This is a genomic window from Lentzea sp. NPDC036949, from assembly GCF_055608075.1.
On the sequence record NZ_JBVJRA010000004.1, the window covers coordinates 588152 to 611738 of the forward strand.

The 23587-nt window shown below is 71.4% G+C and carries 21 protein-coding genes; 14 read left to right on the top strand and 7 right to left on the bottom strand.

Going from position 1 to position 23587, the window contains the following annotated elements:
* Positions 1–38: 38 nt before the first annotated feature.
* Positions 39–962 (top strand): N-acetylglucosamine kinase, encoded by a 924-nt coding sequence (locus ACZ7CD_RS15335; RefSeq protein WP_470379104.1) that lies wholly within the window; start codon positions 39–41, stop codon positions 960–962.
* On the opposite strand, the gene ACZ7CD_RS15340 is transcribed toward ACZ7CD_RS15335, so the two are convergent.
* On the bottom strand, positions 957–1865 hold the full coding sequence (locus ACZ7CD_RS15340; protein WP_360385352.1) for a LysR family transcriptional regulator: 909 nt from the start codon (positions 1863–1865) through the stop codon (positions 957–959). The genes ACZ7CD_RS15335 and ACZ7CD_RS15340 overlap by 6 nt on opposite strands.
* 206 nt (positions 1866–2071) lie before the next feature.
* Here ACZ7CD_RS15340 and ACZ7CD_RS15345 point away from each other — a divergent pair, with 206 nt between their 5' ends.
* The 3 genes from ACZ7CD_RS15345 to ACZ7CD_RS15355 are packed head-to-tail and all read left to right on the top strand — an operon-like array spanning position 2072 to position 5317.
* Positions 2072–2866 (top strand): 2-amino-3,7-dideoxy-D-threo-hept-6-ulosonate synthase, encoded by a 795-nt coding sequence (locus ACZ7CD_RS15345; RefSeq protein ID WP_360385350.1) that lies wholly within the window; start codon positions 2072–2074, stop codon positions 2864–2866.
* Positions 2863–3936: a 3-dehydroquinate synthase II family protein gene (locus tag ACZ7CD_RS15350; RefSeq protein WP_470379105.1), complete on the top strand. Its 1074-nt coding sequence runs from the start codon at positions 2863–2865 to the stop codon at positions 3934–3936. The genes ACZ7CD_RS15345 and ACZ7CD_RS15350 overlap by 4 nt, the downstream gene beginning before the upstream one ends.
* 1 nt (position 3937) lies before the next feature.
* Positions 3938–5317 (top strand): class I adenylate-forming enzyme family protein, encoded by a 1380-nt coding sequence (locus ACZ7CD_RS15355; protein WP_470379106.1) that lies wholly within the window; start codon positions 3938–3940, stop codon positions 5315–5317.
* Here ACZ7CD_RS15355 and ACZ7CD_RS15360 read toward each other — a convergent pair.
* Positions 5281–5961 carry a DUF3159 domain-containing protein gene (locus ACZ7CD_RS15360; protein WP_360385344.1) on the bottom strand — a complete coding sequence of 227 codons (681 nt, stop codon included), beginning with the start codon at positions 5959–5961 and terminating at the stop codon, positions 5281–5283. The two genes, ACZ7CD_RS15355 and ACZ7CD_RS15360, sit on opposite strands and share 37 nt — an antisense overlap.
* A 127-nt stretch (positions 5962–6088) precedes the next feature.
* On the opposite strand from ACZ7CD_RS15360, the gene ACZ7CD_RS15365 reads away from it, so the two are divergent.
* The 6 genes from ACZ7CD_RS15365 to ACZ7CD_RS15390 are packed head-to-tail and all read left to right on the top strand — an operon-like array spanning position 6089 to position 12805.
* The gene (locus ACZ7CD_RS15365) at positions 6089–7300 is read left to right on the top strand and encodes an ROK family transcriptional regulator (RefSeq protein WP_470374240.1); all 1212 of its coding nucleotides are present in this window, start codon (positions 6089–6091) and stop codon (positions 7298–7300) included.
* Positions 7301–7316: 16 nt separating this feature from the next.
* A complete protein-coding gene (locus ACZ7CD_RS15370; RefSeq protein ID WP_360385340.1) occupies positions 7317–8642 on the top strand; it encodes an ABC transporter substrate-binding protein in 1326 nt (441 codons plus the stop codon).
* Between the two features lie 11 nt (positions 8643–8653).
* Entirely contained in the window at positions 8654–9628 is a 975-nt protein-coding gene (locus ACZ7CD_RS15375; protein WP_470369578.1) for a carbohydrate ABC transporter permease, read from the top strand.
* On the top strand, positions 9625–10518 hold the full coding sequence (locus ACZ7CD_RS15380) for a carbohydrate ABC transporter permease (RefSeq protein WP_360385336.1): 894 nt from the start codon (positions 9625–9627) through the stop codon (positions 10516–10518). Before ACZ7CD_RS15375 ends, ACZ7CD_RS15380 begins: the two co-directional genes overlap by 4 nt.
* Entirely contained in the window at positions 10515–11783 is a 1269-nt protein-coding gene (locus tag ACZ7CD_RS15385) for a 6-phospho-beta-glucosidase (protein ID WP_470369579.1), read from the top strand. The genes ACZ7CD_RS15380 and ACZ7CD_RS15385 overlap by 4 nt, the downstream gene beginning before the upstream one ends.
* Positions 11784–11788: 5 nt before the next feature.
* Positions 11789–12805 (top strand): N-acetylglucosamine kinase, encoded by a 1017-nt coding sequence (locus ACZ7CD_RS15390; protein WP_360385333.1) that lies wholly within the window; start codon positions 11789–11791, stop codon positions 12803–12805.
* Positions 12806–12990: 185 nt separating this feature from the next.
* Here the strand turns inward: ACZ7CD_RS15390 and ACZ7CD_RS15395 are convergent, their stop codons facing one another.
* On the bottom strand, positions 12991–13389 hold the full coding sequence (locus tag ACZ7CD_RS15395; protein ID WP_470379107.1) for a hypothetical protein: 399 nt from the start codon (positions 13387–13389) through the stop codon (positions 12991–12993).
* A gap of 215 nt (positions 13390–13604) precedes the next feature.
* On the opposite strand from ACZ7CD_RS15395, the gene ACZ7CD_RS15400 reads away from it, so the two are divergent.
* Positions 13605–14369: an SGNH/GDSL hydrolase family protein gene (locus ACZ7CD_RS15400; RefSeq protein WP_458429603.1), complete on the top strand. Its 765-nt coding sequence runs from the start codon at positions 13605–13607 to the stop codon at positions 14367–14369.
* Between the two features lie 139 nt (positions 14370–14508).
* Here the strand turns inward: ACZ7CD_RS15400 and ACZ7CD_RS15405 are convergent, their stop codons facing one another.
* Complete coding sequence (locus ACZ7CD_RS15405; protein WP_360385329.1) at positions 14509–17274, bottom strand: AfsR/SARP family transcriptional regulator; 2766 nt, start codon at positions 17272–17274, stop codon at positions 14509–14511.
* A 103-nt stretch (positions 17275–17377) separates the two neighbouring features.
* Between ACZ7CD_RS15405 and ACZ7CD_RS15410 the strand changes: the two genes are divergently transcribed.
* On the top strand, positions 17378–18412 hold the full coding sequence (locus ACZ7CD_RS15410) for an ADP-ribosylglycohydrolase family protein (RefSeq protein ID WP_470369583.1): 1035 nt from the start codon (positions 17378–17380) through the stop codon (positions 18410–18412).
* Positions 18413–18721: 309 nt separating this feature from the next.
* Here the strand turns inward: ACZ7CD_RS15410 and ACZ7CD_RS15415 are convergent, their stop codons facing one another.
* The 3 genes from ACZ7CD_RS15415 to ACZ7CD_RS15425 are packed head-to-tail and all read right to left on the bottom strand — an operon-like array spanning position 18722 to position 21332.
* Positions 18722–19465: an FAD:protein FMN transferase gene (locus tag ACZ7CD_RS15415; RefSeq protein ID WP_360385325.1), complete on the bottom strand. Its 744-nt coding sequence runs from the start codon at positions 19463–19465 to the stop codon at positions 18722–18724.
* A 2-nt stretch (positions 19466–19467) separates the two neighbouring features.
* Positions 19468–19962, bottom strand: a complete 495-nt coding sequence (locus tag ACZ7CD_RS15420; protein ID WP_470379108.1) for an FMN-binding protein — start codon at positions 19960–19962, stop codon at positions 19468–19470.
* An 11-nt stretch (positions 19963–19973) separates the two neighbouring features.
* On the bottom strand, positions 19974–21332 hold the full coding sequence (locus ACZ7CD_RS15425; RefSeq protein ID WP_470379109.1) for a ferredoxin reductase family protein: 1359 nt from the start codon (positions 21330–21332) through the stop codon (positions 19974–19976).
* 143 nt (positions 21333–21475) lie between these two features.
* On the opposite strand from ACZ7CD_RS15425, the gene ACZ7CD_RS15430 reads away from it, so the two are divergent.
* Both ACZ7CD_RS15430 and ACZ7CD_RS15435 read left to right on the top strand, forming a co-directional pair.
* The gene (locus ACZ7CD_RS15430) at positions 21476–22174 is read left to right on the top strand and encodes a response regulator transcription factor (RefSeq protein ID WP_360385321.1); all 699 of its coding nucleotides are present in this window, start codon (positions 21476–21478) and stop codon (positions 22172–22174) included.
* Positions 22171–23571: a sensor histidine kinase gene (locus ACZ7CD_RS15435; RefSeq protein WP_470379110.1), complete on the top strand. Its 1401-nt coding sequence runs from the start codon at positions 22171–22173 to the stop codon at positions 23569–23571. The genes ACZ7CD_RS15430 and ACZ7CD_RS15435 overlap by 4 nt, the downstream gene beginning before the upstream one ends.
* The last annotated feature ends 16 nt before the right edge of the window (positions 23572–23587 follow it).

Consider the following 23587-nt stretch of genomic DNA (forward strand, 5'->3'; position numbering starts at 1 on the left):
GTGCCACCGGTGGCCTGACCTCGGCATACTCGGTCGTCATGGATCTCGTGGTCGGTCTGGACGCCGGTGGCACGTCCACCAGGGCAGTGGTGCTCGACCTCGGCGGCGCCCGGCTGGGCCAGGGCCTCGCCGGCGGCGCGAACCCGAACTCGCACCCACCCGCCCTCGCCGCGGCCCACATCGGCGAGGCCCTGAAGGAGGCCCTCGACGGCCTCGACACCCGCCGCGTCCGCTCCGGCGTCCTGGGCATGGCAGGCGCCTCCCGGATGTCGGACCCGGCGGTGTCGGCCCTGTTCGAGGAGGCCTGGGAACGCGCGGGCCTGCACTGCCCGATGCGCGTGGTCACCGACTGCGAGGCGGCGTTCGCCACGGGCACCTCCTCCGCCGACGGCACCGTGCTGGTCGCCGGCACGGGCTCCATCGCGGGCCGCATCGTGGACCACCGCATGGTCGGCCAGTCCGGCGGCTACGGCTGGCTGCTCGGCGACGACGGCTCCGCGTTCTGGCTGGGCCGCGAGGCCGTCCGCGCCACGGTGCGCCTGCTGGACCTGGACGCGCCGCTGGAGGGGCTGGCCACCGCGGTGCTGACGACGGCGGGGGTGCGCGGGCGCGGTGCGTTGATCACCGCGGTGAACTCCTCGCCACCGATCGCCCTCGCGCGCTTCGCCCCGCTGGTGTCGGCCGCCTACCACCACGGGGACCCGGCGGCGCTGTCGATCGTGGCGTCGGCGGCGCGGTTGCTGGCGGACATGGCCTCGGCGGTGCGCGCGCCGGAGGACACGTCGCCGATCGTGCTGGTGGGTTCGTTGATCAAGACACCGGTGGGGGTGCACCTGAAGCAGGAGCTGCAGGGGCGGTGCGGTGCAGAGGTGATCATGGCGACGGAAGGGGCCGTGGGGGCGGCCTGGCTGGCGGCGGTGGACGTGCTGGGCCCGGACGCGCCGCGGCCCAGCCGGTCATGAGGCCAGCAGCCTGCCCGAGTGCGGTGTCCGCTCGCGGTAGGCCCGGAGCAGCCCGGCGTGCACGTCGTCCACGTGCTCGGCGGCGTCGTCGTTCCACACCAGCGTGATCCGGCGGTACAGCGGGTTGCCGGTGATCGGTTTGAGCAGCACGCCCGGCGCGTCCTGGCCGGGGAAGAACCCCGCCACGGCACCGGTCGACCGCACCAGGTCGGCGGCCACCGCGGCATCGGCACCGAAGTGCGCGCACCGGGGCGTGAACCCGACGGCCTCGCAGGCCTGTTCGAGGTTGAGCCGGCCGCCGTGGTTCTCGTCCGGCACGACCCACTCCTCCCCTGCCAGCTCGGACAGCCGCACCTCGCTGCGGCCCGACAGCCGGTGGCCCACCGGGACGCCGATCAGCATGCGTTCCGTCACGACACCGCGCAGGCCGATCGCTTCGGGAAACCGCAGTGGGCTGCGCGGGAACTCCACCACCAGGGCCAGGTCCAGCTCGCCCGTGCACACGAGCTCGAGCACGGTGTCGCCGCCGCGTTCGACGTGCGTGGTCTGCGGCAAGCCGGGCAGCACCTCGCGCACGGCCCCGACGAGCAGCCCGGTGGGCGACCCCGCCACGCCACCGAGCCGGATGCCCGAGTCACCCCGCCGCACCAGCCGGTGCGAGGTGACGATCAGGTCGTCGAAGCGTTCGACCAGGTCCTGAGCCCGCAGCACGACGTGGCGGCCCAGTTCGGTCAGCTCGACGCCGTCGGTGCGACGCAGGAACAACGGCCCGCCGAGGCTCGCCTCGATCCTGCGCACCTGGGCTGTCAGTCCGGCCTGCGCGATCTTCAGCTGCGTGGCGGCCCTGGTGATGCTGCCCGCACTCGCCACGGCGAGCACCACGTGCAGATGTCTGAGCTCCATTCGCACTGACGAAGCCTAGGGCAGTGGAGGAGCGACAAACACGGCCACGCGGGTGTCACCAAATGACCTTTCTGCGGCCCGCGCCGACCCTCGGATTGCTCCGTTCGGCCGATAAACCGGGAGTTATCGGAACCTCACACCTACCGCTGCGCGCACCGGCTGCCTCAGGCTGCTGTCGACCACCGGATGACACCAGGGGTGAGGCCATGAGGAAAGCGTTGCGGCTGCGACGCCTTTCCCGTCAGCAAGACGACAGGTACCTCTTCGTACCGCTGGACCACAGCGTCTCGGACGGCCCGGTCGTGCCGAGGGACCGGTGGCACGACCTGATCAGCGCCGTCGTGCAGGGCGGCGCCGACGCGGTCATAGTCCACAAAGGACGCGTGCGCACCATCGACCCGGCCGTGCTCGGCGGTTGCGGGTTGATCGTGCACCTCAGCGCGGGCACCGCGCACATGGCCGACGTCAACGCCAAGGTGCTCGTCGGTGAGGTCGACGAGGCGTTGCGGCTCGGTGCCGACGGGGTGAGCGTGCACGTCAACATCGGCTCCGACACGGAGGCGCGTCAGCTGGCCGACCTGGGCACGGTCGCGGCGGCGTGCGACGCCTGGAACGTCCCGCTGGTCGTGATGATCTACGCCAGGGGACCGCGCATCGGAGACCCGCGCGACCCGGCCCTGCTGGCGCACGTCGTCAACATCGCGACGGACCTGGGCGCGGACATCGTCAAGACCAACCTCGCGCACCCTGCGGAGAACATGGCGGACGTCGTCGCGAACTGCCCGCTCCCCGTGCTCGTCGCGGGCGGCGCCGCCTCCTCGCACAGCCTCGCCGGGCACGCGCGCGCCGCGATGGCCGCCGGCTGCGCGGGCCTCGCGGTGGGACGGCGGGTCTTCGCCTCACCGACGCCGATGCAGCTCGTCGCGGAGCTCGCGGCGATCGTGCACACGCCCACCGACACCAGCCTCATCGACGCACTGACAGCCTTGGAGAACCGGTGAAGTTCGCCTGGATCGACCTCAGAACCGTCCCGGAAGCGCAGCGCACCGCGGTGGTCGACGCCGCCGTGCACAGCCGCGTGGCCGGAGTCGTCGCGGACGATCCCGCGCTGCTCGACGACCTCCCTCCCACGATGACGCGGGTGCTGCTGGCGAACGAGCCCGTCGAGAGCCCGCACCTCGTGGTCGTGCCGGTGGACGAGCAGGACGAGCTCGACCGGCTGCCCACGCGGTCGGCGTCCGTCACGGTCGGCGACGACCGCACGCTCAAGCTCGCCTGCGCCGCGGCGGAGCGCCTGGACCACACCGTCGTCACGTTCACCGACCCGACCAAGATCCCCCTGGAGATCGTGATCGCGGCCGCGCACGGCGCCCCCGGCAAGCTGGTCACGGTGGTCTCCGACCTCGTGGAGGCCGCGATCGTCCTCGAATGCCTGGAACACGGCTCCGACGGCGTCCTGATGGCCCCCGCCGACGCCACCGACGTGTTCAAGCTCGCCCGGCTGCTCGAAGCCACGTCCCCGCCGCTGACGCTGACCACGCTCACCGTGGAGGCGTTGACCCACAACGGTCTGGGCGACCGCGTCTGCGTCGACACCGCCTCGCACTTCGCCGAGGACGAGGGCATCCTCGTCGGCTCCTTCTCGTCCGGCTTCGTGCTGTGCTGCAGCGAGACGCACCCGTTGCCGTACATGCCGACGCGACCGTTCCGCGTCAACGCGGGCGCGCTGCACTCGTACGTCCTCGGACCGGCGAACCGCACGAACTACCTGTCCGAGCTGCGGTCCGGCAGCAAGGTCCTCGCCGTCAACGCCGACGGCCGCACCCGCGAGCTGACCGTGGGCCGCGCCAAGCTGGAGTCCCGCCCGATGCTCACGATCACCGCGCGCTCACCGGAGGGCGTCGTGGTCGACCTGATGGTCCAGGACGACTGGCACGTCCGCGTCCTCGGCCCCGGTGGCAAGGTGCTGAACGTGACCGAGCTCCGCCCCGGTGACGAACTCCTCGGCCACGTCGCCACCGAGCAACGGCACGTGGGCCTGCCGATCGGCGAGTTCTGCAAGGAGTCCTGACATGCGCGCGTTCATCACCGACCTGCTGCACCGCCACGGCGACGAGGTGCCGTTCCTCAGCCACCGCAGCACGGTCACGCACGGGTTGTTGCGCGCCGATGTCACCGCTCAGGCCCGTCGTTTCGCCGCTGCGGGAATCGGGGAGGGCAGCGCGGTCGCCGTCCAGGTGCCGCCGAGCTTCAGCCAGCTCGAAGCCGTGCTCGCGTTGTGGAGCACCGGTGCGCAGGTGATCTCGATCGACCACCGCCTGACGCCGACCGAGACCGACGTCCTGCACTCGTTGACCCGCCCGGAGTTCCTCGTGCACCCGAGCGGTGCGGCCGCCTCCGGCTTCCAGGAGCGGTACGACCTGGTGACCACCCGCGCGGACGGCCTGCCCGCCGCCACCGACCACCCGCTGGTCCAGTTCAGCTCCGGCTCGACGGGCCGGCCGAAGGTGATCGGGCGCAGCACGTCGTCGCTGGCGGACGAGGTCGCGCGGTTCGAGGCCGCCGAGGGCATGGTGCGCCGCGGTGAACGCCTGCTGCTGCTGAACTCCCCCGCTCACAGCTTCGGCATGGTCGGCGGCCTGCTGCACTCGCTGGCGGCGGGCGTGCACCTCGTCTTCGCGGAAAGGCCCACCGCGGCGGCGATCCTCCGGCAGGCGCGGGACTTCGAGGTCGACTTCGTCACCGGCCAGCCGTTCCACTTCGACCTGCTCGCCGCCTCCCCCGATCCTTCCGCGCTGCGCACGGCCCGCGGGGCGTTCGCCGGCGGCGAGCTCATGCCGCAGGACGTCGCCTCCCGCTTCCAGGCCACCTACGGCATCCCGGTCGGCGAGTGCTTCGGCACCACCGAGACCGGCGCGCTGACCATGGCCGTCGGCGGTACGGTCCGCCCGTCTGTCGGCCCGCTGATGCCGGGCGTCACCGCACGGGTCCGCGACGGCCTGGTCGAGGTGGCGCTGCCCGCCACCCCCTACCTGTCCGAGGACGGCCCGTCGCGCTTCTCCGGCGGCTGGTTCCGCACGGGCGACCGGGGCGAGTTCACGCCCGACGGCGAACTGCGCCTGCTCGGCCGCTCCGACTCGCTGGTCGTGGTGCGCGGTTTCAACGTCGACCTGACCGAGGTGGAGAAGGTCCTGTGCGGGCACCCGCAGGTGACCGAGGCCATCGCGCTGGGCCAGCCGGAGATCCGCGCCTACGTGAGCACCCGGAGCACGACGCTCACCGCGCGCGCCCTGTCGGAGTGGTGCGCGGAGAGGCTCGCCGAGTTCAAGCTGCCCCGGCACATCCACGTGATGGACGCGCTCCCGCGCACCCCCACCGGGAAGGTCGTGCGGAGCGCGGAGCCGCTCCACGCGTCCTACCTGCGGGCGCGGTCACTGCCCGACCCCGGCTGAGCACCCGGTTCCGGCACCTGCGGGTGCCGGAACCCCGGATGCCCCGAAGGCAGCGCCTTCCGCAGCACCCACCCCGACACCAGGATGCACACGACCTGCAACGGCCACGACAGCGCCGCGCGCAGCGTGGCGAGCCAGAACACCTGGGCGTCGAGCCACAGCGGCGTGAACACCGCCACGCGCAGCACGTACTGGGCGACCCACGGCCAGGAGGCGATCGAGTAGGCGCGCAAAAGGGCAGGATCGCGCCGCCACCGGGTCTTCTGCCCCAGCAGGGTGCCGACCACCACGCCGAGCAACGGCCAGCGCACCGCTGTCGACCCGGCCCACGCCAGCGCCGACGCGACGTTCGACAGCAGCTGGATCAGGAAGAAGTCCTCGACGCGGCCCGTGTACAGGGCGATCAGGGCCGCGGCCACGACCAGCAGCACGGAGAGCACCACGGCGCGGGGTTTCTCGCCGCGCACGAAGCGGATGACGCCGATGACGACGCCGCACAGCACCGCGGCGACAGCGCCTGCTCCGATCGAGTGGCCCCAGACGAGCCAGCCCGCGACGAACGCCAGTGGGGGCAGGGAGGCGTCGAGGGCGCCGCCTCGGCCTCCGAGCAGTGATGCGAGCGACTCCTGGCGCACGTCGGTCATGTTCCCAGACTGCCTTAGGTCAGCCTAAGTCAGGTAACGGAGCTGTATCGGGGATTGACCGCGGTGAACCAGGTCACTACCGTCTCCACGAAATCGTCTGGAAAGTTAACAGACAGGAGCTGACCCAATGCGTGCCGGAAGCCCACGACTGCTGCGGGAGATCAACGACCGCGCAGCCATCGAGGCTCTGCTGCGCAACGGGTCGCTGACCCGGTCGGAGTTGGAGGGCCTCATCGGTCTCTCCAAGCCGGCGACCGCACAGCTGCTCACCCGGCTCGAAACCGCCGACACCGTCGTCCGCAACGGACTGCGCGGGGGCGGGCGGGGGCCGCGGGCCCAGCTGTGGTCGGTCAACGGGACCCTCGCGCACATCGCCGCCGTCGACCTCACCCCCGAGTCGGTCGACGTCGCCATCGCGGACATCTCCGGTGCCGTGCTCACCGAGCACAAAGCGCCGATGCCCGCCAAGCACGGCGTCGTGGAGGCGTTCGCCGGCGCGGTCGGCACCGCGTGCGCGCAGGCCGGTCTGGGTCCCGAGGAGCTGCTGCACGTCGTGGTGGGCTGTCCGGGTGCGGTGAACCCCGCGACCGGCGAGCTCGCGTACGCACCGCACCTGCCCGGCTGGAACGGCTTCGACGTGCCCGGCCGGCTGCGCGAGCGGCTCGGGACGTCGGTGAGCGTCGAGAACGACGTCAACCTCGTCGCACTGGAGGAGATGGTCGCCGGGCGGGCCACGGAGGTGCGCGACTTCGTCGTCATCTGGCCAGCCGACCTCGTCGGTGCCGCCGTCGTGATCAACGGGGTGCTGCTGCGCGGCGCCTCCGGTGGCGCGGGCGAGATCGACGGGTTGATGATCCCCGACCGCGCGACCGCCGACACCGACACCGACCGCTCCGGCGGCACGTACGGCGAACTGCTCAGCAGTGCTTCGATCTGCAAGCTCGCCAAGGCCCACGGGCTCGCCGCGCGCAACGGTCACGGTGCCGTGCGCAAGGCGCTGGCCGCCGGTCCCGCGGGCCGTGAGTTCCTGGCCGACCTCGCCAGGCGCATCGCCACGGGTGTGGCCGGTGTCGTCGCGGTGCTCGACCCCGAGCTCGTCCTGCTGTCCGGCGACATCGCCCAGGCAGGCGGAACCACGTTGAACGACCTCGTTGCCGCGGAGCTGCGGCAACTGGTGGTGCCCAGGACCCCTGTGCAGCTGGCGCTGGTGACCGGGAAGCCGGTGCGCTCCGGCGCACTGCACTCGGCGCTGGCCGTCGCGCGCGAGCAGGTGTTCGGCCTGCCGGCAGCCACCACCGCACCATTCCGCGGCCCCGTGGTCGCCGGGTCCCCACGTTGATCGAGAAGGAGTGCACATGCGCAAGCACACCCGTGCTGCCTTGCTCTGTGTCGCCGCAGCGCTGACCCTCACCGCATGTGCGGCGGGCAAGGGTGGCGGCGCCGGTTCCGACGCCGCAGCTGCTCCCGGCAAGGACGACAAGCTGACGCTCACGGTCTGGAGCAACTACTCCGACCGCGAGCTCGAAGAAGTCACGAAGGCCCTCAAGACGTTCAACAAGAAGTTCCCGAACATCGAGATCAAGCACGAGGGCTCGCAGGACGACGACAAGATCACCGCGGGCATCCGGTCGGGCAACACGCCGGACGTCGCGCTGTCGTTCACCACCGACAACATCGGCCAGTTCTGCTCCTCCGGCGCGTTCCAGCCGCTGAAGGCCTACATCGACCGCGACAAGGTCGACCTGAACCAGCTCTCCCCCGCGGTCCAGGAGTACACCGAGTACAAGGGCAACCGCTGCGCGATGCCCATGCTCACCGACGTGTACGCCATGTACTTCAACAAGGACCTGCTGGCGAACGCCGGCGTCACGAACCCGCCGAAGACGCTCGACGAGCTCTACGACGCGGCCGTCAAGGCGACCAAGAAGGCGCCCAACGGCGACATCGAGGTCGCGGGCTACCTGCCCACCATGGGCTTCTACGCCAACCGCCCGACCATCCTCGCGCCGTCGTTCGGCGCGGAGTGGGAGAAGGACGGCAAGTCCGCGCTCTCGACCTCGCCCGGCTTCACCGAGATGATGACGTTCCAGAAGAAGCTCGTCGACTTCTACGGCTACGACGCCCTCGAGCGGTTCCGCGCAGGCCTGGGCCAGGAGTACTCGGCCGACCACGCGTTCCACCAGGGCAAGATCGCGATCATGATCGACGGTGAGTACCGCACCGCGTTCCTCAAGGCGCAGGCACCGCAGATCAAGTTCGGCACCGCCCCGTTCCCGACGTGGAAGCCCGCCGACTACGGCACGGCGTTCACCACCGGCACGATCATGGGCATCCCCAAGGGCGCCAAGAACCCCGGCGCCGCGTGGGAGCTGATCAAGCACCTGACGTTCGACACCGACACGATCGTCGACCTGTCCAACGCCATCAAGAACGTGCCGAGCACCAAGGCCGCCATGGAGAGCCCGAAGCTCCAGGTGGACGAGCAGTTCAAGACGTTCATCGAGCTCGCCAGGAGCGACAAGCTCAAGGGCAACCCCGTCACCCCCATCGGTGACGCGCACATCAAGGCCGTCACCGACTTCTCGGTCTCCTACCAGTCCGGCAAGGTCGCGGACCTGGCGGCGGGCCTCAAGGAGGTCGACAAGAACATCGACGACCAGATCGCCAAGAGCGGCAAGTAGGGGTCCACGAGATGACCGCCACGCTCGGCGCCCGGCCCGCCCCCGGCAAGGGGCGGGCCCGTGCCCGCCACCGTCTGGCCGTGCTCGGGTTCATGGCCCCGGCCCTCATCGGCTTCGTCCTGTTCTTCGGCTACCCGCTGATCGCCACGGTCGTGTTCTCGTTCACGAAGTACGACCTGATCAACCCGCCGGAGTTCAACGGCCTCGACAACTACGCGTTCATGTTCAAGGACCCCTTGCTGGTCAAGGCGATCACGAACACGCTGTGGTTCGTCGTGGTGCTCACGGTCGCGCGGACCGTGTTCGCGCTGGGCGTGGCGTCGGTCATCGCTCGCTTGAAGTCGGGCGTCGGGTTGATCCGCACGCTCTGCTACCTGCCCTCGCTGGCGCCGCCGGTGGCCGCGACACTCGTGTTCTTCATGGTGCTGCGCCCCAACGGCGGCCCGGTGGACAGCGTCCTCGGCTGGTTCGGCCTGGACTCGCCGCTGTGGTTCTCGGACCCGGCGTGGGCCAAGCCCGGCATCACCGCGATCATGCTGTGGATCTCCGGCGACCTGATGATCATCATCCTGGCCGCGATCCTCGACGTGCCGCAGGAGCAGTACGAGGCCGCCGAGCTCGACGGCGCCGGCCCGGTCCGGCGCTGGTGGCACGTCACGCTGCCGACGATCTCCCCGGTGCTGCTCTTCGGCGTCGTGAACTCGGTGATCCTCGCGCTGCAGCTCTTCACGCAGGCGGTCGTCGCGGGGTCGGCCGGCTCGGGCGCTGCGGACGCGACGGGGTCGACCAAGTACCTCGGGTTCCCGGACAACTCCACGCTGACGTTCCCGGTCTACCTGTACACGCAGGGCTTCCGCTACTTCGACATGGGCTACGCGGCCGCGATGGCCACGGTCCTGTTCATCATCTCGTTCGCCGTGACCATCGTGCTGGTCCAGCGGATGCGCAAGAACTCCACGGCTGAGGAAGGGGGTCCGGGAGCATGACCGCCACACTGGCCACACCGCCGGTCGACGTCACCGCGGAACCGGAGCAGCCGCGCCGCAAGCGCGACGTCGGGGGCTTCCTCAACTGGGTCGCGACCCACGCGATCGGTCTCGCGCTCGGCCTGATGTTCGCCACGCCCGTCGTGTTCGTCTTCCTCACCGCCGTGATGTCGGACGACCAGGCGTTCACCTCGAACCTGTGGCCGCGCGAGTGGCACTGGGAGAACTTCGTCGAGGTCTTCGACAAGGCACCGCTGCTGGAGTACCTGGTCAACAGCCTCACGTACTCCCTGCTCGCGACCGCGGGCATGCTGATCTCGTCGATCCCCGCCGCCTACGCGCTGGCGAAGCTGCAGTGGCGCGGCCGGAACGTCGCGTTCATCCTGGTCATCGGCGCGATGATGCTGCCACCGCAGGTCGTGGCCGTGCCGCTGTACGACACGTGGTCGTCGCTGGGCCTGACGGGCACGCTGTGGCCGTTGATCGTGCCGTACTTCCTGTTCGACGCGTTCAGCATCTTCCTGCTGCGCCAGTTCATGCTCACGATCCCGCAGTCCTACGTGGACGCGGCACGGGTGGACGGCTGCTCGGAGTTCCAGGCGCTGGTGCGGATCATCGTGCCGATGGCGAAGCCGGGCATCGCGGCCACCGCGCTGTTCTGCTTCCTCTTCACCTGGAACGACTACTTCGGCCCGCTGCTCTACACGGGCGAGGTGAAGGACCAGTGGACGTTGTCGCTGGCGCTGGCCACGTTCAAGGGCATGCACATCGTGCAGTGGAACTCGTCGATGGCGGTGACGTTCCTGACGATGGTCCCGGCCGTCGTCCTCTTCGTCTTCGCCCAGAAGTCGTTCGTCAAGGGAATCACGTTCACGGGGGTCAAGGGATGAAACTCACCGTCGTCGGTGGCGGGTCCACCTACACACCGGAGCTGATCGACGGCATCGCCGGCCGTCGCACCAGCCTGGCGGTGGACGAGATCGTCCTCGTCGACCCGGACCAGCACCGCCTCGGCCTCGTCGGCCCGTTCAGCCAGCGGCTGCTGGAGCACGCGGGACACCCGGCGAAGGTGCGCACCACCTCGTCGCTCGAAGAAGGCGTCGAGGGCGCGTCGGCTGTCCTCCTGCAACTGCGGGTGGGCGGGCAGACGGCGCGGGCCTCGGACGAGACGTTCCCGCTGACCTGCGGGTGCGTCGGCCAGGAGACCACCGGCGCGGGAGGCCTCGCGAAGGCCCTGCGGACCGTGCCGGTGGTCCTGGACATCGCGGACAGGGTGCGGCGCATCGCCGGGCCCGACACGTGGATCGTGAACTTCACGAACCCGGTCGGGATCGTGACGCGCGCGCTGCTGCAGGAGGGTCACAAGGCGATCGGCCTGTGCAACGTGGCGATCACGTTCCAGCGCTGGACGTCCGCGCTGCTCGGCGTGGACCCGGCCACCGTGGAGCTGGAGCACGTCGGCCTGAACCACCTCACGTGGGAACGCGGCGTCTTCGTCGACGGTGTGGACCGGCTGCCGGAGCTGCTCGCCGACCACGTCGACGGGCTGGCCGAGCACATCGGCATCGACGGTGCGCTGATGCGGCGGCTGAACATGGTGCCGTCGTACTACCTGAACTACTTCTACAACCACGACGCGGTGGTGCAGAAGCAGCTCGACTCGCCGCCGCGTGCGGAGGTCGTTGCCGCGGTGGAGAAGGAGCTGCTCGACATCTACGGCGACCCGTCGGTGGTGACGAAGCCGGAGCAGCTGTCGCAGCGCGGTGGCGCGTACTACTCGGAGGCCGCCGTGCAGCTCGTGCACGCCCTGACCGGTGGCGCGGGTGCCGAGAGGCACGTGGTGAACGTGCAGAACCGCGGCACGCTGCCGTTCCTGCCCGACGACGCCGTGATCGAGGTGTCGTCCACTGTGGACGGCAGTGGTGGCACGCCGTTGCCGGTGCGGCCGGTGGAGCCCTCGATCTCCGGCCTGATCTCGCACGTGACCGCCTACGAGCACCTGGCGCTGGAGGCCGCGGTCCGCGGTGGCCGCGACCGCGTGGCGAACGCACTGCTCGCCCACCCGCTGATCGGCCAGCACGCCATCGCGGACCGGCTGGCCGACGAGCTGATCGCGCAGAACCGCGATCTGCTCCCGTGGGTGAAGGGAGCCTGACGACGATGACGGACCGGGTGCTCGCGATCGACGGCGGCAACAGCAAGACCGCTGTGCTGCTGGTCGACGCGGACGGCAGGGTGCTCGCGCAGGTGCGCGGGCCGGGTGCGCCGCCGCAGACCGTCGGCATGAAACGCGGACTCGACGTGTTCGAAGGTCTGGCACGCGAGGCCGCGGCCCTGGCGGGCCTCGACCCCGACGAACCGATCGCCACGCACACAGCCGCCTACCTGGCGGGCGCGGACCTGCCGCGCGAGGAGGAGGACCTGACCCGCGCGATCACCGAGCGGGGCTGGTCGCAGTCCGTCGTCGTCGGCAACGACACGTTCGCGCTGCTGCGTTCCGGCACGGCCTCCGGTGTCGGTGTCGCGGTCGTGTGCGGTGCCGGCATCAACGCGGTGGGCGTCGCGGCCGACGGCCGCACGCACCGGTTCCCCGCGCTGGGCCAGATCTCCGGTGACTGGGGCGGTGGCGGTCACCTGGGTGAGCAGGCGCTGTGGCTGGCGGTGCGCGCAGAGGACGGTCGCGGTGCCGGCACGGAGCTGCTGCCCGCGCTGCTCGCGCACTACGGCGAGCGGTCGATCGCCGCCGTGGTCGAGAAGCTGCACTTCCAGGAGGTCGAGTTCGACCCGCACGTCCTCTGCCCGATCCTGTTCGAGGTGGCGGGCGGCGGTGACGCCGTGGCGCAGGCCGTGGTGGACCGCCTGGTCGAGGAGATCGTGCTGCTCTCGACGGTGTCGCTGCGCAAGCTCGACCTGCTCGGCGAACCCGTCGACGTCGTGCTCGGCGGCGGCGTGATGACAGGCACCGGTGAGGCGGTGCTCGGGCCGGTGCGGTCGCGGGTGCTGGAGGTCGCGCCGCTCGCGCAGGTGCGGGTCGTGGACCTGCCGCCGGTCGTCGGGGCGGCGTTGCTCGGACTGGACACCATCGGCGCCTCACCGGGTGCGGAGCTGCGGCTCCGGTCGGCGTACGACGACCACCTGCCCGCGGTGGACTCCGCGGTCGCGGTGGGCGGCCACTAGACCCCGTCTCAGGGGGCGGACCGGCGGCGGCGCCCCCTGAGACGGTCCCAAGACCCCTTCCCGAGGGGGAGCTGACAACGGCGGCGGCGCTTCTCCTCGGGAAGGCCCACGGCCCTCGCAGCGGCGTCACGCGCCGATGTCGCCGCGGGGGCCGTCGTCGTTCCCGGCTCCGGCCGCGGGAACGGTCAGCGCCGCGACGGAGCCGGTGTCCGCCGCCAGGGCGCGACGGGCGGAGAGGTCAGCGGCGGCAGCGCCACCGACGGCAGCACGGTGGGCACGGCCCTGCGCGCGGTGGGGGCCACGGGACGCACCACGGGGTTGGAGTGCGGTGGCGGCGTCACGGGCCGCGCGGGGGCACGCCGGGCGGTGGTGGGCTGTGCGGGAGCGGGCCGCGTGGTCGCGGCCGGTGAGGGCGTGAACTCCATCGGCGGCCGGGTGCCGCCCTCGGTCGGTGCGGCGGCCTCCGGGGCGGACGGGGGTGTGGCGGTCTCCTGGGCCGGGTTCAGCACCGCTGCGGCGAAGATCGCGGCTGTGATGAGTGCGACACCCAGGGAGACGGACGGAAGCGGCAAAACCGAACGCACCCGGCAGAAGCTAGCGACCGGAAGAGACGAATCCCCCTGAACCGCCTCAAGCTTCGCTCGATCGAGTGGTAAAAGGATCATCACCCACTGCGTCGAGTCCCGGGCTGCCGCAACCGACGGTGGCGTAACCGGTGGCCGGTTGTGCATGCTGACCAGTCGCCGCGAACGGGAGCCGCGGGTGAAAGGGGGTTGTTGTGCTGCGCTGGAACAGTCTGGTGTCCCTGGGGGACAGTTTCACCGAGGGGATGGACGATCCCGGTCCAGGGGACACCTATCTCGGGTGGGCGGACCGGTTGGCGGGGATGATCGCCCGTCGGGCACCGGAGTTCCGGTACGCCAACCTCGCGATCAGGGGCAAGATGCTGCAGGAGATCGTGGACGAGCAGGTGCCGCTCGCGATCTCGCTCAAGCCGGACCTGGTGACGTTCTGCGGGGGCGGCAACGACATCCTCGTGCCGAACAGCGACCCGGACGCGCTGGCCGAGGTGTACGAGGTGGCCGTCGCCGACCTGCGGGCCGCCGGGAGCGACGTCGTCATCTTCACCGGGTTCGACACGCGGTCGACCCCGCTGCTGCGCAGCATCCGGGGCAAGATCGCGATCTACAACACGCACCTGTGGTCGATCGCCGAGCGGTACCACTGCCGGATGGTGGACCTGTGGGCGATGCACGTGCTGCACGACCGTCGCGCGTGGAGCGCGGACCGGCTGCACCTGTCACCGGAGGGGCACCAGCGGGTGGCGCTCAAGGCGTACGAGGTGCTGGGGCTCGCGGACGACCACGCGTGGAACGTGCCGTGGCCGGTGCTGGAGCAGGCGGACTGGGTGACCCAGCGCAAGGCCGACCTGAAGTGGGCGCGGGAGCACGTCGTGCCGTGGATCGGGCGGCAGCTGCGCGGGGAGTCCATGGGGGACGGTCTGGCGCCGAAGCGGCCGGAGCTGCTGCCGCTGGTCCGCTGCTCCGAGGAGAACCTGCAGTGACGTCGAGGGCCGACCGGCACTCTCCCCCGAATGCCGGTCGGCCCTCTTCGGTGCAGGCGCCGCCCCCTCGGTGATTCCCCCACTCGGCGGCCTGCACGTCCAACATCCCATTTTTTGGGACCAGTCGACTAAACGCCCGCTAAACCTCGGACGACAACGCGTCCAGGGCGGCCCGCACCTCCACCACGCGGGCCGAGTTGACCTGCGCGAACAGCCGCAGCGCCGCGGTCAGCTCCGCTGAGGCCGCACCCCATTCCGAGCGCTGGAGCAGCACCCCGGACAGCACCTGCCTGGCGAAGCCCTCGGTGTAGGTCATCGCCGCGGCGGCGGCGAGGTCAACGGCCTGGCGGGCCAGTGCCTCCGCGTCGTCGAGGTGGCCCGCCTGCAGGTGCAGCTCCGCGAGGTTCGCGAGGCCGTCGACGAGTGCGGGCTGGTCGCCGGAGCGGCGGTAGACGTCCACGGCGTGCGCTTGGTGCCGCAGGGCGACGTCGACGCGGCCGCGGGCCTGTTCGACCTGGGCGACGTTGTTGAGGCCGTGGCCCTCGCCGACCAGGTCACCGGACTGCTGCGCGAGCTGCACGGACTCCCAGAAGTGCAGCAGTGCCTCGTCGTGCTGCTTGAGCCGGAACAGCACGTCCGCGAGCTGCGCGAGCGTCAGCACGAGGTACTGGCGTTCACCCAGCTCGGTGGCCAGGCGGTGGGCGCGGCGGGCGTCGGGCAGCAGCACCGGGCGGCCCAGCCGGGCGTTCGTGACGTAGGTGGTGTCGAGCATGAGGACCTGGCCGAGCCGGCTGCCGGTGACCTCGGCGGCGGCCGTGCCGAAACCGACCAGCGCGAGCCACTCGCCGGTCAACGCGCGCACGGTCGCGTAGGGGTGCAGCATCCGGACCAGCTGCCAGACCTGGTCGTGCAGGCCGGACTCGGCGGCGGCGTGCACGACCGCGACGATGTTCGGCCACTCCCGGTCGAACCACGCGACCGGGTCGTCGTAGCCGGGCAGCGACGTGGACCCGTTGTCCCCCAGCGCGAAGTCCAGGCCGTCGCGGGCCGGCCGGATGGCGCGGCGGACGTGGTCGCAGGCGACGAGGTAGTAGTTCACCAGGCGCCGCAACGAGTCCACGTCCGCGCGGCCGGAGCCGCGCACGTACAGGCGCACCAGCTCGTGCATCGTGAAGCCGTCCGGCCACGGTTCGACCAGCAGGTTGACCTCGACCAGCCGCTCCAGCCGGTCCCGCGCCGACTCGACCCGGATGCGGGTGAGCGCGGCGACGGCGTGCGAGGACATCCAGCGGCCGGGCGCGAGGCCGACGGAGGTGAACACCTGGCTCAGCTCGGAGGGCAGGTCGCGGGTCGACAGGTCGAGCGCCCGCGACACCCCCACGCCCGCTTCCGGCAGGTCCAGGCCGCGCATCCGGTGGCCGTCGTCGGCCAGCTCCCCCACCAGCTCCTCGACCGTCCACCCAGGACTGATCACCAGCTTGGCCGCGGCCACCCGCAGCGCCAGCGGCAGACCGCCGCACAGCTCGGCGAGCTTGCGCGCGGCGACCGGGTCCTCCGTCGACAGCGGCCGGCCGAGCACGTCGTCGAGCAGTGCGCGTGCGGCCTCCTCTGCCAACGGCCCGAGCTTGCGCACCCGCGCGCTGTTGGTGACGACGAGCCGTTCCATCCGGCTGCGGGAGGTCACCAGCACCACCGAGCCGGAGCCCGGCGGCAGCAGCGGCAGGACCTGGTCGAACCCGGTCGCGTCGTCGAGGACCACGAGCACGCGGCGGCGGTTGAGCAGGGAGCGGTAGAGCCCGATGCGGTCCTCCACGGCGACGGGAACGCCGTCGGCGGGCACGCCCAGCGCCACCAGGAACCGGGTCAGCACCTCGCCTGGTTCGGCGTCGCCGAGCGAGGCGAACAGCACGCCGTGCGGGAACATCTCGCTGTTCTCGTGCCCCCACGTGATCGCGAGGGCGCTCTTGCCGACGCCGGGCGGACCGGTCAGCACGGCCACCGTCGTCGCGAGCAGGTTCCTGGTCGCGCAGACGTTGTCGAGCCACCTGCGGTCGTCGTCCCGGCCGAACAGGCGCGACGCGGACGCGGGCAGCAGCGCCGGTGCGACGATGCCCGCGCGGGGCGCCACCGGCCGGCTGTCGACCGCGCCGAGGAGGCTGAGCGCCGGGTCGTCGCGCAGCACCTGCTCCTGCAGCAGCCGCAGCTCTGGTCCGGGGTCGAGACCGAGCTCGTCCACCGCGCGGCGCTGGAACCGCTGGTACGCCTCCAGCGCGTCGGCCCGCTGCCCGGACCGGTAGAGGGCGCGCATGCTGTGCGCGACGAGCCGTTCGCGGAACGGGAACTCCGTGCACAGCCCGCGCAGCTCGCCGACGAGCTCCAGGTGGCGGCCCAGCTCCAGCTCGGCCTCGATGCGCTCCTCCAGCGCCGAGAGCCGCAGCTCCTCCAGGTCGGAGGTCAGCGGGTCGCCCGGCACGTCCGCCAGCACCGGCCCGCGCCACAACCCGAGGGCCTCGCGCAGCAAGCCCGCCCTGATGGCGGCGGGCTTGCCGCGCGACGACGCCACGAGCTGCCGGGCGCGGTGCAGGTCGAGGCGCCACGGGTCGACGGTCAGCTGGTACCCGGTCGGCGTGGTGCGGATCTTCGCGGAGCCTGACGGGTCGGCCTCCTCCAGCACCCTGCGCAGCCGTGACACGTAGCCGTGCACGATCGTGCGGGCCGTGGCCGGCGGCGCGTCCGTCCACAGCGCGTCCACGATCTGGTCGATCGAGACAGGTCGGTTCGCCTCGACCACCAGCATCGCGAGCAGACCGCGCATGCCGCGGCGGCCGAGCGTGACCACCCGGCCGTCCGCGAGCACCTGGAGTGGACCGAGCACGCCGAACTCGAGTCCGGTTTTGCTCCGCATGCCCCTCCCTCAAGTGCTCCTGACCTCGTTGCTTGTACAGGTGGGCCGCCGCTGGTCTCAGATACAAGTGCGGCCCGAGTCGGCGGGACGCTACTGTTCACCCGTGCCGCGAGATCCGAACTCCGTGGTTGACCGCGGCGCCGGGTGCCTGCTCGGCGGCGCTCTCGGTGATGCGCTCGGCGCACCGGTGCAGTACCTGGGCTGGGCGGACATCCAGCGCGAACACGGCACCGAGGGCGTACTGGCGCCGCCGAAGCCCGCCCTGGTCACCGACGACACCCAGCTGACGCTCTTCACCGCCGACGGGTACCTGCGCGCCTGGGTGCGCGGGAAGCACACCGGCGAGTGGCAGCCGTCGGACATGGTCTGGCACAGCTACCGGCGCTGGCTGGTCACCCAGCAGCAACCGGCCCCCGAGCACAACGCGGTGGGGCTGCTGGCGGACGAACGGCTCTACGAGAGCCGCTCGCCCGGTCTGACGTGCCTGCGCGCGCTGGCCGCCGAGACACCGTCCACTCCGGAGAACCCGCACAACGAGTCCTCCGGCTGCAACGGCGTCACCCGCACCGCGCCCGCCGGTTTCGCGCCGTCCGCGGCCATCGCCTACGACCTGGGCTGCCGGTTCGCGGCGCTCACCCACGGCGGCACCGGCGGCTGGGTCTCCGGTGGCGCGCTGGCGCTGCTGGTGCACCTGCTCGCGGTGAAGGGCCGCCCGTTGCGCGAGGCGATCGACCAGGTCATCGGCCGGGTGCTGCGCGACGACACGTACACGGCGACGGTGCTGACCCGCGCGGTCGTGCTGGCCGAGGAACACGACGGCGCCACCCCGGTGCGGGTCGACCGGCTCGGCAGCGGCTGGACCGGCCCCGAGGCGCTGGCCATCGCCGTCTACACCGTGCTGACGCACCCGAAGCCGGTGCAGTTCGTCGACGCGATGCGGGCCGCGGCCAACCACTCCGGCGGCAGTGACGCGACGGCGGCGCTGACCGGGAACGTCCTCGGCGCGCTGCACGGCACCGACGCGCTGCCGCGGGACTGGCTGGTCGGGCTGGAGCTGGTGGACGTGCTGGACACGATGGGCCGCGACCTCGGCCGGTCCGCGGTGAACGCCGAGTTCGACGAACACCGCTACGTCTGACCGGAAACGTTGTGCGAGTTCGTGCCGGTCGTCCGGTCACCCGCTCGTGCCGGAATCGGCGAAGCCCATTTCGGTGCGAGCGAGTCGGGCGGACGACCGGCTTCTCGACGAACTCGCCGCGCGAGCGAGCGAGCGCCGACGAACACAGAAAAGGTCTTGGGTGCGCGCTCCCGAATAGCGCGTACCCAAGACCGTTTCGCACGAGTGTTGGTCGACAGCTGGCCTGGTCTCACCCCGAGCGCGAGCCCCGCGTCAGCTCTTGATCAACGAAATGTGCCCCGGAGATCAAAGCCCCGTTGTGCCGGGATGTTAACAGATGTGTACCGGAAGTCCAGGACTCCGGTGCACCCGCCGATCTTCGTCGACGACGAGCACCTCGCAGTCCGGCTGCGCGGCAGCCCACTCGATCCCTTCTCTCCCAAGGGAGAACGCCGCGGTGGCGGTGGTGTCCGCGATCGCCAGGTCGGCCGCGACGACTGTGACCGAAAGCAACCCGCGCACCGGCTCGCCGGTGCGGCCGTCGAGGATGTGCTGCCCGCGCTCGTACAACGCCGACGTGGCAACGGCTCCGTCGCGCACGCCGAGCACAGCGCACAGCGCGTCGGCCTGGTCGGGGTGCCGAACGCCGACGCGCCAAGGCTTTCCGGGTTCCGGCTCGCCGGCGACCACGACGTCGCCGCCCGCGTTGATGCAGAACCGCCCGGCCCCGGCGGCCCGCAGCAGGTCGGCGGCGCGCTGCACGGCCCAGCCCTTCACGACCGCGCACGGGTCGAGGCCGCGGCCCGGCACCCGCGCCGTGAACGCGCCGCCGGTCGAGGTCTCATACCAGTCGCACAGGTCGAGCACCTCGACGAGGTCGGGGGTGAGCTCCCGCGCGGTGAGCTCGCCCCGGTCGAGCCGCGAGACCTCGCTGTCCGGCTTGAACGGCGAGAACCGCGCGTCCGCATCCCGCAGTGAGGCGAACACCAGCTCGGCCAGCTCGTCGTCACCGTCGCGCAGGTCCACCGAGATCGGCAGGCCCATGATCTGCTCGACGCGTCGCAGGGTTCGCACCCCTACCTCGCCGAGTCGAGCGCGGCCTGCAGCGACCGCTTGTAGCCCTCGGAGGTCGCGGTGGCACCGGAGACCGTGTCGATGTCGGCGCTCTGGGCCTTCAACGCCTCCTGGCGCAGGATCGGCAGCGCCGTCCTGGTCGGGTTGGAGTTGGGTGCCCGCACCGCCTTCACGTCGGTGATCCTCGTGCCCTGGAACGTGACCTGGACCTGCACGGTGCCCTCGTCGGTCTGCACCGCGGGCCCGGAGACGGTCCTGGCCTGGTCCTGCTGCTGCGGCTGGGTCGTCGGCGCGGCGGCGGAGGTCCTGGGCGCCCCGGTCTGCGGCGCGGTCGACCGGGGTGCGGTCGTCGTCGGCGGGGCCTGGCCCTGCGCCGGGGTCTCCGGTGCGGCGGCGGCCTCGTTGATCTCACCCTCGTGCGCCGCGCCGGGTTGGTACAGCCACACCGGCACGAGTCCGGCGACGCTGAGCACCAGTGCGGGGATCGCCCTCTTCACGTCCAACCCTCTCAGTCGGCCAGCGCGAAGCGCTCGGCGTGGACCTGACCCGACGGCACTCCCAGCTCGTCGAGGCTGCGGACGACGGCGTCGGTCATGCCGTTCGGGCCGCAGATGAACACGTCGCGGTCGGCCACGTCGGGGACCAGCGCGGCGATGTTCTCCGGGCCGAGCAGCGGCCCGTTGGCGGTGGTGGTCCCGGAGGAACCGGTGACCAGCCGCAGCACCGCCCCCTTGGAGCGGGCGAGGCCTTCGAGCTCGCGCAGCAGCACGGCCTCGCGCGGGTCGCTCACCCGGTACAGCACCACGACGTGGCCCTTGATCTCCTCCAGCAGCGCGCGGATCGGCGTGACGCCGACGCCACCGGCGACGAGCAGCGCGTTCGGCCTGGTCTGGTGCATGGTCGTGAAGGCGCCGTACGGGCCCTCGGCGAACACGCGGGTGCCGACCCGGACGTTGCGGAGGTCGGCGCTGCCGGTGCCCAGTGCCTTCGCGGTGAGGCGCAGGTACTTGCCGTTCGGTGCCGCGGACAGCGAGAACGGGTTGGCCTGCCACCAGCGGTCCTTGGTCAGGAAGCGCCACAGGAAGAACTGGCCCGCCTTCGCACCGAGCCGGTCGAGGTCCCTGCCCTCGACGTAGACGGAGACGACGTTGTGCGCCTCGGGCACCACGGCGGCGACGCGGAACCGGTGGCGCCGGTTGCGCCAGAGCGGGAGCACGAGCCGGCCGGCGACAACGGCGCCGATCGCGAACGTCCACAGCGCCCACCAGTAGGCGGTGGCCAGCTCGGACTTGCGGAACGTGCTGCCGACCGCGACCTGGTGCGTGAACGCGAGGAAGATCGAGACGTAGGTGTAGAGGTGGATGAAGTGCCAGGTCTCGTAGGCCATCCGGCGCCGGGCGAACCGGGCGGACACCACGCCGACGACCATGATGACCACCCACGCGACCAGCGCGCGGAGGATGCCTTCGAGCTCGGTGGCCTGCCGGACGACCTCCGCGACCGGGCCGTCCGGGCCCGCGTTGCCGAAGGCGATGAACGTCAGGTGCCCGACGAGCATCCAGAAGATCGTGAAGCCCACCCAGCGGTGCCACGAGGTGAGCTTGTCCATGCCGAGCCGCCGGTCGAGCCACGGCAGCCGCGCGATCAGCAGCAGCTGGAACGCCATCGCGAGCGCGCCGTACAGCCCGGTCAGCCGGCCGAGGTTGACCAGCTTGTTCGAGCCGACGCCGGCCGCGTTGAACAGGTAGGTGACGAACGCCGCGTTGGCCAGGAGGAAGACGTAGAGGCCGGCTTTGGCCAGCGCCCTGTGCGGCGTCGCACGCCCGGCAGCGGCCGGCCGCGCGGGAGGCTGCAGGGTGGTCGTCACGGTGGGCTCCTCGGTCGGGCGGTCTCGTCGATCTCGGTGGTCTTCCTCGATCCTCAGCGTCCGAGCTGTGGCCCCGCTTTGCCCGGGCTGTCGACTTCCTGTCGATCGAGCGGGCGGGGCACCAGGTGACGCACCATGAGCACGTGGACAAGGGCAACTCGGTTCGACTGCTCGTCGTGGACGACGAGCCGCACATCGCTGACCTGGTCGCGACGGTCGCGCGCTACGAGGGCTGGACGGCCTCGACGGCGCACAACGGCGAGGACGCGCTCAGAACGGCAGCCGAGTTCCAGCCGGACATCGTCGTGCTCGACCTGATGCTCCCCGACCTCGACGGCTTCACGGTCCTGGACCGGATGCGGTCGGCCGGTGCGATGGTGCCGGTGGTGTTCCTGACCGCGCGCGACGGCACCGCGGACCGGGTCGCGGGCCTCACCCGCGGTGGTGACGACTACCTCGTGAAGCCGTTCTCGGTCGAGGAGCTGATGGCCCGGCTGCGGGCGGTGCTGCGGCGCTCCACCGGGCCGTCGTGGAAGCGGTCGGTGCTGAAGGTCGCCGACCTGGTGCTGGACGAGGACACCCGCGAGGTCCGCCGCGGCGGCAAGCTCGTCACGCTGACGCCGACCGAGTACGAGCTGCTGCGGTACCTGATGCGGCGCTCCCCCGCCGTGCTGACCAAGGCGCAGATCCTCGACCACGTGTGGGAGTACGACTTCGGCGGCCGGTCCAACGTGGTCGAGCTGGTCATCTCGCACCTGCGCCGCAAGCTCGACGACGGCCGCGAACCGTTGATCCACACCGTGCGCGGCGTGGGGTACGTGCTGCGCCGAGCAGCGGAATGAAGCCGCTGAGCCGGTGGCGGCTGGGCACCCGCCTCGCACTCGCACTCGGCGCGCTGGCGCTCACGGTGTTCGTGATCGTCGGCTGGGTCATGGTCGCCTCGATGCAGACGTTCCTCGACCGGCGGCTCGACGACCAGATGGCGATCAGCCAGCAGGGCGCTGCCAACGAGGTCAAGGCGCACTGGCGGGTCGGCAAGATCCCGCCGGACTGGTACGCGGTCGTCTACGTGAAGCAGGACGGCGAGCTGCGGCCCCAGCCCGGTGACCAGCAGCCCGCCGACCGCGCGGAGTTCGACGCGCTCGCGCGGAAGGCGCTGGACGGGGACACGTTCGAGACCGAGTACCTGCGCGGCGACGGCAAGTTCCGGCTGCGCGCGTGCCAGATCGTCAAGGACGAGATCGTGCTGGTCAGCGGTGCCCCGATGGACGACAGGGACGGCACGCTGTCGCAGCTCATCACGGTCGGCGTGATCGCGTTCCTGGCCGCGCTGGTCGCGTTGGTCGTGGGCGGTCAGGCGTTGATCCGCAAGGGCATGCGGCCGTTGTCGGACATGGCCGACACCGCGCACGACATCTCCTCGCACGACCTGACCGACTCGAACCGCCTGGCGGTGCGGGTGAACGGCGCCGGCGGCGGGGTCGAGGTCGAGGAGCTGCGCGAGGCGTTCAACACGATGCTGGCGCACATCGACTCGTCGCTGGCCGCGCGCACGGCCGCCGAGCAGCGGCTGCGCCGGTTCATCGCCGACGCCTCGCACGAGCTGCGCACGCCGCTGACGTCGTTGCGCGGTTACGCGGACCTCTTCCGGTACGCGGCGGCCAACGAGCCGGGCGAACGCGAGCAGCACCTGGAGAAGCTGCGGTCGGAGGCGGCGCGGATGAGCGTGCTGCTCGACGACCTGCTGCTGCTGGCCCGCCTGGACTCCGCGGCGACCGAGCCGCCGTTGCGCGTCGAGGAGCTTGACCTGGCGGTCGTGGCGGACGCGGCCGCCGACGCGTTCCGGGCGGCCCGTCCGACGCACGGGCTGGAGGTCGACGCGGACACCGTGACCATGGCCGCCGACCCGACCCGGTTGCGGCAGGTGCTCGACAACCTGCTGACCAACGCGGCCGTGCACACCCCGCCCGGCACGCTGGTGTCGTTGCGGGTGACGGCAGAGGACGGCTCGGCGGTGATCAGGGTCTCCGACACCGGCCCCGGAATTCCGGAGGCGGACCAGGCGCGGATCTTCGACCGGTTCTACCGCGTCGACGACTCCCGCACCCGCCAGCGCGGCGGCTCCGGCCTCGGCCTCGCCGTGGTCCAGTCGCTCGTGCACGCCCACGGCGGCACCATCACCCTCGCCAGCCGCCCCGGCTCGACCATCTTCACAATCCGCCTCCCCCGCCACCGCTGACGGCACGCGGGGCCCT

Coding starts and splice junctions, on each gene's coding strand:
- ACZ7CD_RS15335 (WP_470379104.1), top strand. CDS start 39: ATGGATCTCGTGGTCGGTCTGGACGCCGGTGGCACGTCCACCAGGGCA.
- ACZ7CD_RS15340 (WP_360385352.1), bottom strand. CDS start 1,865: ATGGAGCTCAGACATCTGCACGTGGTGCTCGCCGTGGCGAGTGCGGGC.
- ACZ7CD_RS15345 (WP_360385350.1), top strand. CDS start 2,072: ATGAGGAAAGCGTTGCGGCTGCGACGCCTTTCCCGTCAGCAAGACGAC.
- ACZ7CD_RS15355 (WP_470379106.1), top strand. CDS start 3,938: ATGCGCGCGTTCATCACCGACCTGCTGCACCGCCACGGCGACGAGGTG.
- ACZ7CD_RS15360 (WP_360385344.1), bottom strand. CDS start 5,961: ATGACCGACGTGCGCCAGGAGTCGCTCGCATCACTGCTCGGAGGCCGA.
- ACZ7CD_RS15365 (WP_470374240.1), top strand. CDS start 6,089: ATGCGTGCCGGAAGCCCACGACTGCTGCGGGAGATCAACGACCGCGCA.
- ACZ7CD_RS15370 (WP_360385340.1), top strand. CDS start 7,317: ATGCGCAAGCACACCCGTGCTGCCTTGCTCTGTGTCGCCGCAGCGCTG.
- ACZ7CD_RS15375 (WP_470369578.1), top strand. CDS start 8,654: ATGACCGCCACGCTCGGCGCCCGGCCCGCCCCCGGCAAGGGGCGGGCC.
- ACZ7CD_RS15380 (WP_360385336.1), top strand. CDS start 9,625: ATGACCGCCACACTGGCCACACCGCCGGTCGACGTCACCGCGGAACCG.
- ACZ7CD_RS15385 (WP_470369579.1), top strand. CDS start 10,515: ATGAAACTCACCGTCGTCGGTGGCGGGTCCACCTACACACCGGAGCTG.
- ACZ7CD_RS15390 (WP_360385333.1), top strand. CDS start 11,789: ATGACGGACCGGGTGCTCGCGATCGACGGCGGCAACAGCAAGACCGCT.
- ACZ7CD_RS15405 (WP_360385329.1), bottom strand. CDS start 17,274: ATGCGGAGCAAAACCGGACTCGAGTTCGGCGTGCTCGGTCCACTCCAG.
- ACZ7CD_RS15435 (WP_470379110.1), top strand. CDS start 22,171: ATGAAGCCGCTGAGCCGGTGGCGGCTGGGCACCCGCCTCGCACTCGCA.